We start from the raw sequence: 15,120 nt of genomic DNA, 5'->3' as shown, positions 1-15,120 counted from the left end.
CCTTTGCCGTTGATTAAAGACGTACTTCAATACCGCGCTCGCGCATATACGCTTTCGCTTCGGGTACTGTGTATTCGTTAAAGTGGAAAATAGAGGCGGCCAGCACTGCGTCGGCTTTGCCCTCAATACAGCCATCAACCAAGTGATCTAGGTTACCGACGCCCCCAGATGCGATGACAGGAATGGTCACCGCTTCAGACACAGCGCGCGTCACGCCTAGATCGTAACCACTTTTCACACCGTCTTGGTCCATGGAGGTCAGTAGAATCTCACCTGCACCAAGCTCTTCCATCTTTTGCGCCCATTCAACAGCGTCTAGGCCGGTAGGCTTACGGCCACCGTGGGTGAAGATCTCCCAGCGGCCCTCTTCATCTGGCGCAGAGACACGTTTTGCATCAATCGCCACGACAATACATTGGCTACCAAAACGATCCGCTGCCTCTTTGACAAACTCGGGATTAAATACGGCCGCCGTATTAATAGAGACCTTATCAGCGCCAGCATTTAACAGCGTACGAATATCATCACAGGTACGAACACCACCGCCAACCGTCAACGGGATAAACACTTGCGACGCCATACGCTCAACCGTATGCACCATCGTGTCGCGACCTTCATGACTGGCTGTGATATCCAAAAAGGTGATCTCATCAGCCCCCTGTTCGTCGTATCGACGGGCGACCTCAACTGGATCACCAGCATCACGAATATCGAGGAACTTAACGCCTTTAACGACGCGTCCGTTCTCGACGTCCAGACAAGGGATAATGCGCTTCGCTAGTGCCATCTATCTATCCTTACTTAGCCGTCAACTGATCGCTAAGAGCCTGTGCTTCAGCCACATCGAGTGTACCTTCGTAAATCGCTCGGCCAGTAATCGCACCCAAAATGCCTTGGTCAGCCACTTCCGCCAATGCACGGATATCGTCGATGTTTGTGACACCACCTGAAGCAACAACAGGAATACCGCCCTGTACCGCTAGATCAACGGTCGCCTCTACGTTAACGCCCTGCATCATGCCGTCACGAGCGATATCGGTGTAAACAATTGAAGAGACGCCGTCATCACGGAAACGCTTAGCCAGATCAACCGCCATGACGTCCGTCACTTCCGCCCAACCATCAATCGCAACGCGTCCATCTTGTGCATCAAGACCCACAATGATGTTGCCTGGGAAGGCTTTACACATCTCGGTAACAAACTCAGGCTCTTTAACTGCTTTCGTACCGATAATTACGTAAGAGACGCCAGCATCTAGGTAGGCTTCAATGGTCTCTGCAGAACGGATACCGCCACCAATCTGAATCGGTAGATCTGGGTAGGCTTTAGCGATCTCACGAACAATACCGCCATTGACTGGCTCGCCTGCGAACGCGCCATTCAAATCGACAAGGTGCAAACGTCGACACCCTGCATCCACCCACTTAGCCGCCATATCAACGGGGTTGTCAGAGAATACGGTTGAGTCATCCATACGGCCCTGACGCAGGCGCACACATTTACCATCTTTAAGATCAATCGCAGGGATAATTAACATTGAAGCTTTTCCTATGGGTGAACGACTTAAACTTGGCCGTTCCAATTTACAAAATTCTTTAGAAGCTGAAGGCCCGCTTTCGAGCTCTTCTCTGGGTGGAACTGCGTAGCAAAGACATTGTCCTTAGCCAAAGCCACATCAAAGTCGACACCGTAATTTGCGGTACCGGCAACCAGTGATTGCTCCGCCAACTTAACGTAGTAGCTGTGCACAAAGTAGAAACGTGTGTCGTCTTCAATGCCCTGCCAAAGTGGGTGATCAATACTCTGCTGAACCTGATTCCAACCCATATGTGGCACTTTGAGCTTTTCGCCGTTGCCGTCTTTCAGATCTTTACCAAAGAAGTTAACACGGCCCTCAAACTCGCCTAAACACTCAACGCCGCCATTCTCTTCAGAGAAGTTAGTCAGTGCTTGGTAACCCACGCAGATACCTAGGAAGGGCTTTCCAGAACTGATCGCTTCACTGACCTCTTGATCCACACCAAGACGGCGCATCTCCGCGACACAATCGCGAATAGCGCCAACACCGGGCAGAAGGACACGATCCGCATCGCGCACCTTCTGTGGGTCAGCCGTCAACACGACCTGAGTGCCGTCGTTGGAAACCAGTTCAAGCGCTTTGGCAACCGAGTGCAGGTTACCCATACCGTAATCAATAACGGCAATCGTGCTCATAACTTATAGACACCCTTTAGTTGAAGGCATCATGCCGGCAGCACGATCGTCAAACTCCAATGCCATACGCAGAGCACGGCCAAAGGCTTTGAAAACAGTCTCCGCTTGGTGGTGAGTATTCTTACCGCGCAGGTTGTCAATGTGCAGCGTGACGCCAGCGTGATTCACAAAACCGTGGAAGAACTCGCCAAACAGATCGACATCAAAACCACCCACAGAACCACGCACGAAATCGACGTGCATCTCTAGACCTGGACGACCCGAAAAGTCGATTACAACACGAGACAAAGCCTCATCAAGTGGCACGTAAGCGTGGCCGTAACGACGAATGCCTTTTTTATCACCAACTGCCTGCTTAAACGCTTGGCCCAGTGTAATGCCGATATCTTCGACTGTGTGGTGATCATCGATGTGTGTATCGCCATTCGCTTTGACGTTGATATCAATCAAGCCGTGACGCGAAATTTGGTCCATCATGTGCTCAAGAAAAGGGACGCCAGTATCGGCTTTAAACTCGCCGGTACCGTCCAAATTGATCTCAACACTGATCTGAGTTTCTAGCGTATCGCGTGATACGTTTGCTGTGCGTGCAGCCATGTTTCTCTCCGCTAGTCATGCGCAAAGCGCAAGTATAGCGAAATCGCGCTGGAAACGGCAGGTTAACTGGCTTTTTTTAATTTTCGACTACACTGAATGTAAATCCCTAATTTGGAAAACACTATGAAAGTCGCTATTCGAATAATCGTCGCTCTACTTTTGCTGGCTGTTTTAATGGTTGGTGCACTGGCAGGCTACATGGCCTACCTGTTTGATCCCAACGAATACAAAGCCGAAATCGAGCAGCAAGCCAAAGAAAAAGCTGGCATTGAACTGGCAATAAATGGCCCGATCGGCTGGTCGCTCTACCCTACGCTTGCGGTGGAGCTGAGCGATATCTCTGCACAAACGAACGACTCTAAACAACAGGCCACCCTCGAAAACGCACGAGCCGTTATTAGTATCTCAGCACTGTTGGGCGGCAAAATTGAAGCGGACAGCATTCAAATCAAAGGGCTGATGCTCTCTATGCCCAATCAAGACCAGGGCAACCTCGATCTAGCCATCGATCTGACAACAGCTCTGCAATTCGATACCGAGAAGCAGATTCTGACTCTCTCCAACATCGATCTACAATTTGATGAAAGCCGCTTTAAAGGGTCAACAACCGTCGATCTGAACAGCCTTGCCATGCAAGTGAATTTAGCAGGGGACCGCATAGATCTGGATCGCTACCTACCCTCAAGCGACACTGAAGCAAATAGTAGTTCTTCCGAAAAAGGCTGGCCAACAGATCCAATCGAGATATCACTACCCATTGCTGATAACTCTACCTACCAGCTATCGCTCGACACCCTTATCCTCAAAAAGCAGACCATTTCTGACATAAAACTCAGCGCCAAAACCAAAGGGGGCGTGCTGACCGTCGATCAGTTAGATGCTAAAGCTTTTGGTGGCTCTTTAAATGCCACTGCCGAAATTCGAGCCAATAACAAAGTGCCAACCTTAACGGTCAATCCGATCTTTAAAGACATTGCCGCTGAACAACTGATGGTACTTGCTATGGAAGATCCCATACTCTCGGCCAAGGTCGACCTAGCAGGAACGCTGAGCACTAAAGGAACATCCGTTAAATCATTCATCGAAAACCTTAATGGCAAAATGACACTGACCGCTGATGAAGGGGTAATCAAAGGGATCGACATGGCACAGGAGCTTTGCCAAAAGGTCGAGAACATCACCTCGCTTGGTTTCAATCCTGATCAGGTCGATAAAACCACCCCGATTGCTAACTTGAGCAGCGATTTCATTATTAAAAATGGCGTTGTAACCAATCCTGAACTGCTAGCTAGTGTCGATGCCGCCAACTTAGATGCCAACGGGACCGTTAACCTGCCCAAACAGTCACTGGATTACACGCTGGGGCTTACCATTAAAGAGGATCTATTCCAGAAGAGCTGTGGCATCAATCCAGCACTGCGTGGCACTCGTATCCCCGTCAATTGCAGAGGCACATTCGATACCGACCCTGTTAAACTCTGCAAACTGGATACCCGTTTTGTTGGTGACATGCTGAAGAAAGTAGCGGGTGAGAAGCTACAAGCAGAGATCGACAAGAAAAAAGAAGCACTCGAACAGCAAGCCAAAGAGAAGCTACAAGACTCTCTTAAAGATAAATTGGGCGAACAGCTGAAAAGCCAAGACGCCGGATCTCTGATTAAGGGGCTGTTCGGTAATTAGTAAAGAGACCGAATGGATAACAGTCACTTCTCTGCGACCCTGTTGAAATGGTTTGATCAACACGGTCGCAAACACCTCCCCTGGCAACAGAATAAAAACGCCTACAACACTTGGATCTCTGAAATTATGTTGCAGCAGACCCAAGTAGCGACTGTGATTCCTTACTACAACGCCTTTATGGAGCGCTTCCCTACAGTCGAAGCCTTAGCCAAAGCACAAATTGATGAAGTTTTGCATCACTGGACCGGTCTGGGTTACTACGCCCGCGCCAGAAACCTGCACAAAGCCGCCAACATGGTTGTTAATGAGTTTAACGGTAACTTCCCGCAAGATCCTCATCTGCTCGAGCAACTTCCCGGCGTTGGACGATCAACCGCCGCCGCAGTGAGTTCCATTGCTTATGGCACCAAAGCAGCCATTCTGGATGGCAATGTAAAACGCGTCTTAGCACGGTACTTTGCTGTCGAAGGTTGGCCCGGCAATACCCAAGTCGCTAAAAGACTTTGGGAGCATGCAGAATCATTGACCCCGAATAGCCGTAATGCAGACTACACCCAAGCGATGATGGATCTTGGAGCGACACTCTGCACTCGCTCCAAACCCCGTTGTGCAGACTGCCCAATCAGCGCCGGCTGTGCAGCTCTAAAAGCAGATCGCGTTACAGATTTTCCTGGATCAAAACCCAAAAAAGATAAGCCCACAAAACAGACCTTTATGTTGTTGATAAAAGAGGGTGAGAAGTTCCTTCTCGAACAACGGCCCGCGGCAGGCATATGGGGTGGACTGTGGAGTTTTCCGGAAGTCACAGACCTACGGGACATAGAGAAAAACTGGGCAGTTGATCAAAACAACCTAGAGATCCTAGAGCCGTTTAGACACACCTTCTCGCACTACCACCTAGAGATCACACCCGTCGTCATCAATGCAGACGACCTACAAGTCGAACACGTCATGGAAGAGCGAACCACACTCTGGTATAACAGCGTACAACCCAGCGAAGTTGGCTTAGCGGCGCCCGTTAAAACACTGATTCAAACACTCAGCGCCGCACACAAGGAGAGTTAAATGTCACGCACCGTATTTTGTCGTAAGTACCAAGAAGAACTAGAAGGCCTAGAGCGCGCACCCTACCCCGGCCCAATCGGCCAAGATGTGTTCGACAACATCTCTAAAAAAGCATGGCAAGAGTGGACCGATCACCAAACCATGTTGATCAATGAAAAGCACCTCAACATGATGGACGCCGAATCACGCAAATTTTTACAAGGCGAGATGCAAAAGTTCTTCGCTGGTGAAGATTTCGAGAAAGCCGAAGGTTACGTTCCCACTAAATAAAGATTTTTTAAATCAGACTGTTGACACCCAAAGCAGATCTCGGTTTAATACGCGCCTCCAATGAGTTGCCTCGATAGCTCAGTTGGTAGAGCAGAGGATTGAAAATCCTCGTGTCGGTGGTTCGATTCCGCCTCGAGGCACCATCTCATTACGAATAAGCCATGTAAATCAAATGATTACATGGCTTTTTTGTTTCTGATACCGTAAATAATACCGTTTTTACGATTAGTTTTTAGAAGGTTTAACTGGACTTCTGAGGACTTTATCCCGCCCTACTCCTCTGCACTCATAGAAAACTAGGTGCGCAAAACATAGACGCCTCTAAAATTTGTTAGATGTGAAGTGCACATTTTGTGCGAGTTTGGTTCAAAACTAGTAATTTTAAGCCTTGGGATTAAAGACCTTTGAATACAAAATACCCGGTATTATTGTCCCAATGTCCAACCTGAGCTGACTAAGCACTGTTCTATTGAGTACTTACTTTTAGCAATGTAGAACAATTTACTCATAGGTTTGACCTAGTGGTCCGGTGTAAAGCTTCTTCACAGCATCAGGATCTTCAGCGTCGGCCTCAGCTATCGCCTCTCGTACACACTGATCTTTCAGGTTAAGAGCCAAGAACCTTCCGTTAATTTTGTCAACGGAGATCACTCTGCGATACTGTTTCTGATGGTCCTCGGCATATTTAGCTAACCCTCTTAGCTTAGCTAGCGCATCACCAAGGTATGCTCCGTGCGGATCAACGATGTCTGTTACCACTTCACCCTCAGCTGATTTACTAAAAAATAAAAAGTCAGGACGCATGATCTTGTACTCGTCACCTGCCTGATACGCTATGCCCAGCGAAGACTGCCCGGGCTGTTGTGGATTACGATACCAGCAAACGAATCCATCGCGTCCACTCTCCGTCGAGACCACGCTTTCTTCTGGACCGTTAAGCTCACTAGGGAAATCGCCATTGTGATCACACAGCATGTGAGACTTGTAGGTAGGGATTGCCATTTCCACATCACCCTGACGCACTTTGGTCGCCTCGTACCGAGCGACTGGGCGCTCCATATCGACATCTTGTGGGTCATTACTTAGTTCCTGAAGTTCGCGGTAAGCATCTCGCCGGTCGTCTGGTAGGGCTTTAATTGCATCGCGAAACTCTGCGAACCATGCTTTGGACAACTTATCAGACTCAGAGTCTACAACGGCTTGAAGCTCACTCAACAACCCCATTGCAGCTATTGCGACTCTGCCGTTCATAAGAGATTCTTCGAACTCGTCAGGATCTTCTGGCGTGGCTTCCTTGTAGGCGAGGTAATCAACATATGTTCGAGCAATATCCGGACTTATGATCCTTGCAGCACGACGGTATGCATTGTCGATCACCGCCATATCTGCGTCTTCCCAGAACTGTTCAAAGGTTTTCGATTGGCCTTTCATATTTGCCACGACTGTTTTGCCATCCACAGTCAAAATTGATCGGCACTTCTCTTCAATCTTTGCGCTATGGTTGGCTTGAAACTGATCTAATACTTCGTGAAGTGAAGCATGAGCGCGTCTACCCGCTCTTTCCAAAATATTATCCGCTGCTAGCTCATGCGCCAAAGCAGTTAATCTCTTGGCTGGTTTCGCCCCTCGCTTCGGACGGCTTTGGGATGGTAGATCCTCAAAGGCTTTCCAGATATCATCTGCAATCTCTGGATTCGGCACCATCTCGACAGGGTTAATTAATACACGGCCTGAAGTCGGTGCTACAGTAGCATCTCCGGTCGTCAATGATTCAACTACCTGATCTACCGTTTTCGTATCGAACTTGGGCAACAAACACTCAACAGAATTTAATCGCTCATCACCAGCTACCCGTCTAGCCAGTGGAGATCTCACCATACGACCTAGCAACTGCGTAATATTAGTTCTGTCCTTTGCCGGGCGAAATGACACCATGACTTCCGCGCGAGGGCTGTCCCAGCCTGTGCTTATTGCATCTTTGGCCAAAAGAATTCTCACCCATGTTGAATCCTGAACTTTCTCAGGCTGAATGTAGGGTACATCTCGATTACCAAACCGCTGCGTTGTATGGTCTCCGAATACATGAGCAACTGAGCCGCTTGGAAGTTCTGGAAATTGTTTATAAATGGTATCTAGTGCACGACCGATTTCATTCGGGTCTGGTTTATTAGGTACTTGCAAAACCATTAGAGGGATTACAGAAATATCACCACCCTGTTGTTTAATATATTCCGACCAGGCATCTGTAATGTTCTTTAATTTTGATGCACCTCTTCGTACCAACACAGTGTCAAAGTCACCAGAACTTTCATCTGGGATGTCGATAAGAATGGTGTCTTTGATCAGACCTGATTCCTGAACTTTCATAGCATCAACTGTCACATCAGGAAGCGTGATTCGCTTTTCTGCACCTTCCATCGCAATCTTGAAGCGCTCTACAGTTGCTGAAATACCCCATACTATAGGAATGCTTGGTATAACCCCGGTACCATTGATTAAACGCTGAACTATTGTAGTGCGAGCGTTTTGGGCTGCGGCATTAGGATTTCCCATTCCTCGATGGGCTTCATCAAGAACAAGATATAGTGTCAGTTCAGGGTCTTCGACCGTATTACGGATCGTATCCCAGATAGTAAAGGCCCGCATATCAGGGCGGGTTTCGGGGAACATCCCAGCCTCGCCTTCTTCTGGTTCATGACCACGAACAAGTAGACTTTTCTTGCCTAACTTCTGAGTGTTTAGGAAATAAATTTTCTTAGCTTCAAACTTGGCACGGTTGAAGCTGTTCTCAACCACCACCATGTCTGTGTGCCGAATACGGTCGCTAGCTTCCATCAGACGGAATCGCGTCTGTTCATTTAGTGACGGGTCGTCACTGAACCAGATTACTACTGCCCCAGGGTCAGCATCAAAATCAAAATTATCGTCACCGTGAAAAAGTGCCTCAAACACTGCAGCAGCCATGACGGTTTTGCCAGCTCCAGTTACAGCAGTGAGAGAGAAAGCATAATGGTCAGCATCTTCATGCCAGCGCTTTTTAGCCTTGCGTAGATTGTCTAGAGAATCGAGAACCGCTTCAGACTGATAGTCCTTGAGTGTAAATTTCATAGCTTAATCCTCGTTAGTAAAGCTAAAATTAGATAAGTACGATTCATATAGACGGACTGGCTCTACTTCAGCAGGTAAACGCTTAGCTATAGACTGAAAACGTCGGTCATCGTCGGTAACGATATATGCTAGCTCAACGCCATCAACTTCATTTAGCGCCTTAACAAAAGGAGTGGCGCTATCTAGCTCTACCAATAAACCATAGGCTTCCACCACTTCCCATCCCTTATCCGGTAGCACATCGATTCGCTTTCCACGGCAACCTGCACGCATCCATAAAATAGGAGCTATGCGAGCAAAGGCAAAGTTGTAGCTAACAGAGATCGAGGACTCATATGTTAAGTTAAAAAACTCAGCATTTTCTTCAAAGCCATCGCATATTGGGAATTCATCTGTAAATTTATAATTACCTTTGACGGGGTTTCCATCTGGAGTTTTGCCTGTAATTGCCGCTTTAACACGAGGCTTGGTAATAAATTCACAAATGCCAATTTTTTCCCATTCCTCATCGCCTTGACGAAAACCTTTTGAGGTTAGTGATTTTTTCTCATCAGCAGCAACTTCGTTATTAGTGATGGAAATACATTGCCTGCGACCATCATCTTGGTGATTCAATCGCATAACTGCGTGTGCCGTCGTACCAGAACCTGAAAAGAAATCTAGAATGACCGCATTTGGTTTGTCGGCAACGAAAAGGCGCAGTGCATCTTCAACTGCGTAAAGGGATTTTGGAAACGGAAAGCGCCTATTTGGGATCAATGCTTTTAAGATTCCAGTGCCACCATGCTCAGCGCTATGAGAAGTAAAATCCCACTGGGTAGTCACAGTTTTTGTACTAGCTTCAGCGTATCGAGCAATTACTGCACCATCATCTCTGCGTGAATCTATTCTCAGCACACCACTCTTTATTTCGTTTCTTGCTTTGTTCGGAAGGTGCTGAATTATGTAGCTCTGCGGTTCTTCTTTTTTCCCGTTTGCCCGAATATAGCCTTGCGGCCACCATTCATCGAAAGCTTGAGCAGTGTATTCCCAGTTCATTTCTGTACCATCTTTTCTTACCGGAAAAACAGCTACGGTACCAATTGGTGAGTCTACACTGTGACGAGAAACACTAGGGGGAATGCATTCTCCACGCCCAGTGATTGCTCCTGTAACTTCATCTACAAATATTGGATAAAACTGGTTTGGTCCACAAGCGCCTTTACCTTTTCTACCCCTTACAGAGGCAAGATTTCGGCGCCTCATTGTCTCCCAAGCGACCTCTTGACCCAAGTTTTCTTCGTTAGGGCGCCCTCCTACCTTTGCAGATCCAAATCTTACAAAAAATAAAAATTCATTTGTTCTTGCAAAGTCTCCTGAGCGACCGGTCCCTTTTGGATTAATCACAGAAGAAACCATTTCGACTCTTCCATTTTCAAATGTCTGCTCAAGAAGTAAACCCAAACGGAGATACTCTTTCTCATCTATTGTCACAATTAAAACTGAGTTATGAGGATTTAAAAGTTCCTTTGCAACTAAAAGTCTTCGCTCCAACATGGCCAGCCATTTGCTGTGTCTATAGTTATCGTCGACTTCAACGTAATCATTATTATATTTCCAATCCCTCGCACCAGAATTGTAGGGGGGATCTATGTAGATGGCGTCAATTTTTCCTCTATGAGTATATGTGAGGGCTTTAAGGGCATGGTAGTTCTCGCCGTTGATGACTGTTTGGTAAGGTTTGTCATTGCAGCGCTTGACCTCACCAGTGCTAATTAAGCCTGGGTAGATCACATCCCTAAATTCTGCAACTACAACTAAGTCATTTAGTCGTACGCTCTTATTTTCTAGTTCTTTGTGGTAAACCAATTCCAGTTCAGCAAACTTATCTGTTCCATTGTCGCTGATTGACTTGACTAGCCAAAGTCGCGGATCCCCAGTTTCGTTTGATCTGCGCTCTGGCAAAACGCGCACCTTATCGCCTTTGCGGATTGGGCGCAGAGGTAAATCTACAATTTCAGGCCTATGACGCTCGAAGTTCAATCCAAATGATAGCCGTGAGGACAATGTCTTGAACTCTCTTTCAAGGTCTTGTCCAAGCTGTGGGTCTTTAGCCTTAGTCTGTGCTATTAAATCAGTAAGTCGAGACATTTATTACCCGTGAAAACATATAGTTGTGTCGATACAAAGATAGGATGATTATCGCTTATATTTCTGTTAGATGGATGTTCATGTAACACCTTATCACATAACAACTCTGCATTATCTTAATACGCACTTGTACATGAAAGCACCGTAAATTCTTGATCAGTTTGCCAGTGTGATAGATGATCGGAGAACACAAATAATTAGCTAAAAAGTTTAATTTGCTCATTTCTTTCTAGATCTTAACTGCAGAATAAATAACGCTATCAATGCTGCAATAACCGTAGAACCCAAGTAATCAATAAACCGCATTAGCTTTCTCCGATCTGCATACTCATCCATTGATCCTGTATCCCACACATCGTAATTAGGTGGGTAGAAATATTCATAAATAGCAGGTATCACAAAGTAAGCCATTAAAGGAATAATCAACGACAACCCAATCTCTAGCCAAATTGGCTTGAACCATACTGAAATGACAGAGAACATCAGCCAGCAAACAGGCACATAGACCACCAGTATAAAAAGTATTACTGAACCAGTGTGGAAGAGTGACATAGCCATTCGAGGAATAACTGCATCAACGCCTGAGATGAAGATAAGTGTGCCGTAAAGTGCGATAGCAATGACCGCGAATAGATAACGCAACAGCAAATCACTTAATAGCCTCACGAGTAATCTCCGATGGATTTAAGCGAAGCCTTCAGTGCAAGATGTCTGATGATTAGCATGACAGAACACATTGTGACGATTAACGACGCAATGAAGACCTCTGTGTCTAAAGAGCCATATCCATACTTCAGCATTTGTAAGTCCCAAAAGAAGATCACACTGAAGCCAATCCACACTGCAAATATCGACCCTAGTAAGTACATCCAGATGAGCATCTTTGATGGGTCTAGCTTCCGGAAGATTAGTCGGTAACTAATAAGCCAGCCTAAAACCAGCGAGCTAACTGCAACAATGGCTCTGACTCCATAGAAAATCCAACCCCGCTCAGTGTCTTCAAGATTTAGCAGGTCAAAGTTACTTGCCATGCTTCTAGCACTCATCATTGTTAACGGATAAAGAGTTAACGTAATCACCGTCCAAACGATCCATGCGAAGAAGTATGTCAGTCTCTGATTATTATGTTGATTCGTCATTACTGCCTCTAATAGTTGTGTTTGACACTTCGCGGTTTAGACAGTTCCCAGTCATCATCTGCCCACATTGACTTGTTAATTCGATTGCGCCAGCTTAAAGCTCTCTGTTCTGCTTCGTAAATAATGTCGGGATGTCTGGCTTCTAAAGTTGCCAGTCGCTGTGGATCAACTGTAATACCACATCTAGGTAGGTCCAGACGATCTGCGTCCCAGCAGGTTGATATTGTGATATCAGGATTGGAATGCTCATGGGTATGTCCTACACAAGCTCTTGAAAGAAGTTCTATCTCGTCTTCGTTGCAATTAAGCATACCTCTGCGGAAATACATAAATGCCAACTCTGCCCCTCTAGGGCCATGCTCAGGGTCGTCATACTCACTTACCCTGCATGAGTCATGGAATATAGAGAACAGCTCCACGACTCTTGTATTGGCTCCTGTAAGCTCAGCAAGCAACAGACCATTTTTACGCACACGCATCCAATGTGCAGGACCATGTTCGCTTTTTGGCCCAAGCCTAAATCCCTCATGCAATGCAGTGATCAGTTCAGGCGTTATTACTTTAATCATCTGCAAAAAGAAGAGGTGCTGGTTAAGTCGTGTGACTCAAGTTGTTCATACATTTCTAAGCGTCCTATTGCACCAGCCACGATGGAGTATTCGAGATCTGAAAAGGTGAACCGATAATGATTTTTATCTCGCGTGTAACCATCAATTACTTTACGTAAAAGTTCATTGGAGGTGATTGGATGTATTGCTTCGGAGCTCATTAGATCGCCAAGGTGACTCAATAGTTTAGAAAGCTGATCTGTGCTGATGACTATAGTGTAGTTGTAGGTCGTCATAAGTAGACACATCTGGATTTGTATGTATTATTTTTAACCTACCACATAACTTCATTCGTTAGCATTTTTTGCTCACAATCAAACCCTTACTAAACAGCAATGCAGATACCAAGAAAAGAATACTGCCAAGTACACTTAGATGAGTGGAAAGAGAAACTAGCCGTAACTGACTGGTTTGAATATTTGGATCAGCCAGATCGCCTGATGCGAGTGTTAGAACGAGGATACCCTTTCTCCATCAGCACCATGGAGCACATAGAAAAAAACCCAGAGTTCGTCTATTGGGAAGAGTTCAGTGCCCTCATAACATCCAATTGGTATGGTATTTGGCCAAATGCAACCACTAAAGAGCTAGAGGTATCTGAGGCAGTAGCTCAGCTACATGAAGACTGGTGGAAGTCTGGAGGGTTTCACGACACTGCCCCCTTTGTTCAGGATGCGCTTAAAGCTAGCTACAACAAGATTGTTAAGGATTATGAGAATCACCTATCCAGTGGAGCCTCCGAGTGACAGATAAAGTGCTATACATTACTGGCAGAGGTGGTGACCATACTAAGGGACTGGGTGGGTATATCAGCACTCTAGTACCAAGTTATTCAGGCGTGTCTGTAAGTGTTCCATTCCTTAGACAAGATGTTGATGAACAGATAGCTGAGATAAGAAGAGCTATAGCCAACCATGGAACCGGCACATTGATAGCTAACTCTTATGGTGCCTACCTTACCCTTCTGTCCCTTATCGACTACGAACACGACTTAGAACAGGTAGTGCTTCTGTCACCTGTACTAGGTAAAGCTATGGCTAAAGACCGTATGTACTACTCACGTCCTCCAGCTACGGTTCGAGTAAGTAATGCAGTCAAAGAGAGACGAATCAACTTGCCCGAGCGCACTGCAATCTTCGTTGGAACGGAAGACGAGCTTTACGATCCTGCATTACTGGCTACATATACTGAGATAATCGGTGATAGTAATTTGTATGTGCTTGAGGGTCAGCGTCACAACCTCGACAAGGACGTGATGCAAGACATACTCAAAGCACGTCTCGGACTTTAACACAGGAAAGGTTATACAAATGGCAATTTCGAAAGACCTCTGGGAGGCTGTTCAGAAGCGAGCAATAGAAGGGATGGAATCTCAAGATGAGATCACAATAGATGAAGCTGATCTGAAACCAGTTAAGGGTAAAAAGGGGCCTACGCTTCATTACAGAGGTCATGGCTTCGGCTCTCAGGGTAAAGAAGAAGAGGATGAAAATTGAAAACGAATTCATGCGTGATTTTTTAAATCGCAGTTTTGCGGATCCAATGAGGTAAGATGCAAGTGAAAATTGAACATAATGATGCCTGGGGCCAAACTCATCACAAGCAATCATCAGGCATATTTAACATGCTAGTGATCAACTCTTTGTTTGCAGTATTCTTTTTTGTAGCTTCTGTAATGCACTCCTTTCTTCAGCTACCTATGTTTGGTGATGAAATGGAATCAAGCCCAAAAGCGATCATTATTTCCACACTAATTTTGACGATTACTTTTGACGCTATAGCGCTTTGGCGAGCTTTTAAGCTATCTAATCTCTGGACTACTAGTGTATGGAATAAATTCTTTCTTTGGGTTTATCAGTCTGTATTTATTACCGTCGTGTTTTATTCGAACTTCTGGATGATGTCTGTGGTTTGGTTTTGGTGGGATAAATACTAATAATCGATCCCAAACCACTCCTCCTGAATTACCTACACGACCATACACCTAGCTCTCACGTATCCATCCAAGAACCTTTACATACAAACCTCTACACAGAACGTGTTTTGACGTACAAGAAAGTACAGATGAGCTCATGTTCGAGAGTTCTTGTAATTAGGTGCCTCGGACAGTGGGCGGATGGATAATCAAATACCTAGCGACACTAAATCCGTCCGCTTTAAGTTTGGGTTGAGTGGCAATTCACGACCCAAAGCTGACATTAACGCCTTGCTAGGTGGCCTGAAAAGTAGCTATAACTGCCCCTCTTAGCCAGGTATAGCAGACGCAGTACACTTGAGTAACTTATTAGATGCACTGGATTAATGTGCG

Annotated in this window: 16 protein-coding genes and 1 tRNA gene; 8 read left to right on the top strand and 9 right to left on the bottom strand. The window is 46.0% G+C overall.

The window, feature by feature from the left end:
* Nucleotides 1-13: 13 nt before the first annotated feature.
* The 4 genes from hisF to hisB are packed head-to-tail and all read right to left on the bottom strand — an operon-like array spanning nt 14 to nt 2,812.
* A complete protein-coding gene (gene hisF, locus XMD564_RS04060) occupies nt 14-787 on the bottom strand; it encodes an imidazole glycerol phosphate synthase subunit HisF (RefSeq protein ID WP_173481828.1) in 774 nt (257 codons plus the stop codon).
* A 10-nt stretch (nt 788-797) separates the two neighbouring features.
* Entirely contained in the window at nt 798-1,538 is a 741-nt protein-coding gene (hisA, locus tag XMD564_RS04055; RefSeq protein ID WP_173481827.1) for a 1-(5-phosphoribosyl)-5-[(5-phosphoribosylamino)methylideneamino]imidazole-4-carboxamide isomerase, read from the bottom strand.
* A 26-nt stretch (nt 1,539-1,564) separates the two neighbouring features.
* Nucleotides 1,565-2,215: an imidazole glycerol phosphate synthase subunit HisH gene (gene hisH, locus XMD564_RS04050; protein WP_173507866.1), complete on the bottom strand. Its 651-nt coding sequence runs from the start codon at nt 2,213-2,215 to the stop codon at nt 1,565-1,567.
* Between the two features lie 3 nt (nt 2,216-2,218).
* A complete protein-coding gene (hisB, locus tag XMD564_RS04045; protein WP_173481825.1) occupies nt 2,219-2,812 on the bottom strand; it encodes an imidazoleglycerol-phosphate dehydratase HisB in 594 nt (197 codons plus the stop codon).
* 123 nt (nt 2,813-2,935) lie between these two features.
* On the opposite strand from hisB, the gene XMD564_RS04040 reads away from it, so the two are divergent.
* The 4 genes from XMD564_RS04040 to XMD564_RS04025 all read left to right on the top strand — a co-directional run bounded on the left by XMD564_RS04040 (nt 2,936) and on the right by XMD564_RS04025 (nt 5,970).
* A complete protein-coding gene (locus XMD564_RS04040; RefSeq protein WP_173507865.1) occupies nt 2,936-4,492 on the top strand; it encodes an AsmA family protein in 1,557 nt (518 codons plus the stop codon).
* Nucleotides 4,493-4,504: 12 nt separating this feature from the next.
* Nucleotides 4,505-5,557: an A/G-specific adenine glycosylase gene (gene mutY / locus XMD564_RS04035; RefSeq protein ID WP_173482646.1), complete on the top strand. Its 1,053-nt coding sequence runs from the start codon at nt 4,505-4,507 to the stop codon at nt 5,555-5,557.
* Nucleotides 5,558-5,827: an oxidative damage protection protein gene (locus XMD564_RS04030; protein WP_173481822.1), complete on the top strand. Its 270-nt coding sequence runs from the start codon at nt 5,558-5,560 to the stop codon at nt 5,825-5,827.
* A gap of 67 nt (nt 5,828-5,894) precedes the next feature.
* Nucleotides 5,895-5,970, top strand: a tRNA-Phe gene (locus XMD564_RS04025).
* Between the two features lie 358 nt (nt 5,971-6,328).
* On the opposite strand, the gene XMD564_RS04020 is transcribed toward XMD564_RS04025, so the two are convergent.
* The 5 genes from XMD564_RS04020 to XMD564_RS04000 all read right to left on the bottom strand — a co-directional run bounded on the left by XMD564_RS04020 (nt 6,329) and on the right by XMD564_RS04000 (nt 12,773).
* Nucleotides 6,329-8,935 carry a DEAD/DEAH box helicase gene (locus tag XMD564_RS04020; protein WP_173507864.1) on the bottom strand — a complete coding sequence of 869 codons (2,607 nt, stop codon included), beginning with the start codon at nt 8,933-8,935 and terminating at the stop codon, nt 6,329-6,331.
* Between the two features lie 3 nt (nt 8,936-8,938).
* The gene (locus tag XMD564_RS04015) at nt 8,939-11,065 is read right to left on the bottom strand and encodes a site-specific DNA-methyltransferase (RefSeq protein WP_173507863.1); all 2,127 of its coding nucleotides are present in this window, start codon (nt 11,063-11,065) and stop codon (nt 8,939-8,941) included.
* A gap of 219 nt (nt 11,066-11,284) precedes the next feature.
* The gene (locus XMD564_RS04010) at nt 11,285-11,731 is read right to left on the bottom strand and encodes a hypothetical protein (RefSeq protein WP_173507862.1); all 447 of its coding nucleotides are present in this window, start codon (nt 11,729-11,731) and stop codon (nt 11,285-11,287) included.
* Complete coding sequence (locus XMD564_RS04005; RefSeq protein ID WP_173507861.1) at nt 11,728-12,204, bottom strand: hypothetical protein; 477 nt, start codon at nt 12,202-12,204, stop codon at nt 11,728-11,730. Before XMD564_RS04005 ends, XMD564_RS04010 begins: the two co-directional genes overlap by 4 nt.
* A gap of 8 nt (nt 12,205-12,212) precedes the next feature.
* Nucleotides 12,213-12,773, bottom strand: coding sequence for a hypothetical protein (locus XMD564_RS04000; RefSeq protein ID WP_173507860.1), 561 nt, complete (start codon nt 12,771-12,773; stop codon nt 12,213-12,215).
* 374 nt (nt 12,774-13,147) lie between these two features.
* On the opposite strand from XMD564_RS04000, the gene XMD564_RS03995 reads away from it, so the two are divergent.
* The 4 genes from XMD564_RS03995 (at nt 13,148) to XMD564_RS03980 (ending at nt 14,748) form a co-directional block, all read left to right on the top strand.
* Nucleotides 13,148-13,558, top strand: coding sequence for a hypothetical protein (locus XMD564_RS03995; RefSeq protein WP_173507859.1), 411 nt, complete (start codon nt 13,148-13,150; stop codon nt 13,556-13,558).
* A gap of 182 nt (nt 13,559-13,740) precedes the next feature.
* Nucleotides 13,741-14,103 carry a hypothetical protein gene (locus tag XMD564_RS03990; protein ID WP_217364267.1) on the top strand — a complete coding sequence of 121 codons (363 nt, stop codon included), beginning with the start codon at nt 13,741-13,743 and terminating at the stop codon, nt 14,101-14,103.
* A gap of 19 nt (nt 14,104-14,122) precedes the next feature.
* On the top strand, nt 14,123-14,308 hold the full coding sequence (locus XMD564_RS03985) for a hypothetical protein (protein ID WP_173507857.1): 186 nt from the start codon (nt 14,123-14,125) through the stop codon (nt 14,306-14,308).
* Nucleotides 14,309-14,364: 56 nt separating this feature from the next.
* The gene (locus tag XMD564_RS03980) at nt 14,365-14,748 is read left to right on the top strand and encodes a hypothetical protein (RefSeq protein WP_173507856.1); all 384 of its coding nucleotides are present in this window, start codon (nt 14,365-14,367) and stop codon (nt 14,746-14,748) included.
* Nucleotides 14,749-15,120 lie beyond the last annotated feature (372 nt).

This window comes from Marinobacterium sp. xm-d-564 (assembly GCF_013283345.1).
In the GTDB taxonomy this organism is placed as follows: domain Bacteria; phylum Pseudomonadota; class Gammaproteobacteria; order Pseudomonadales; family Balneatricaceae; genus Marinobacterium_E.
Note: the sequence above shows the minus strand (reverse complement) of the source record. Positions and strands in the feature narration are given on the sequence as shown.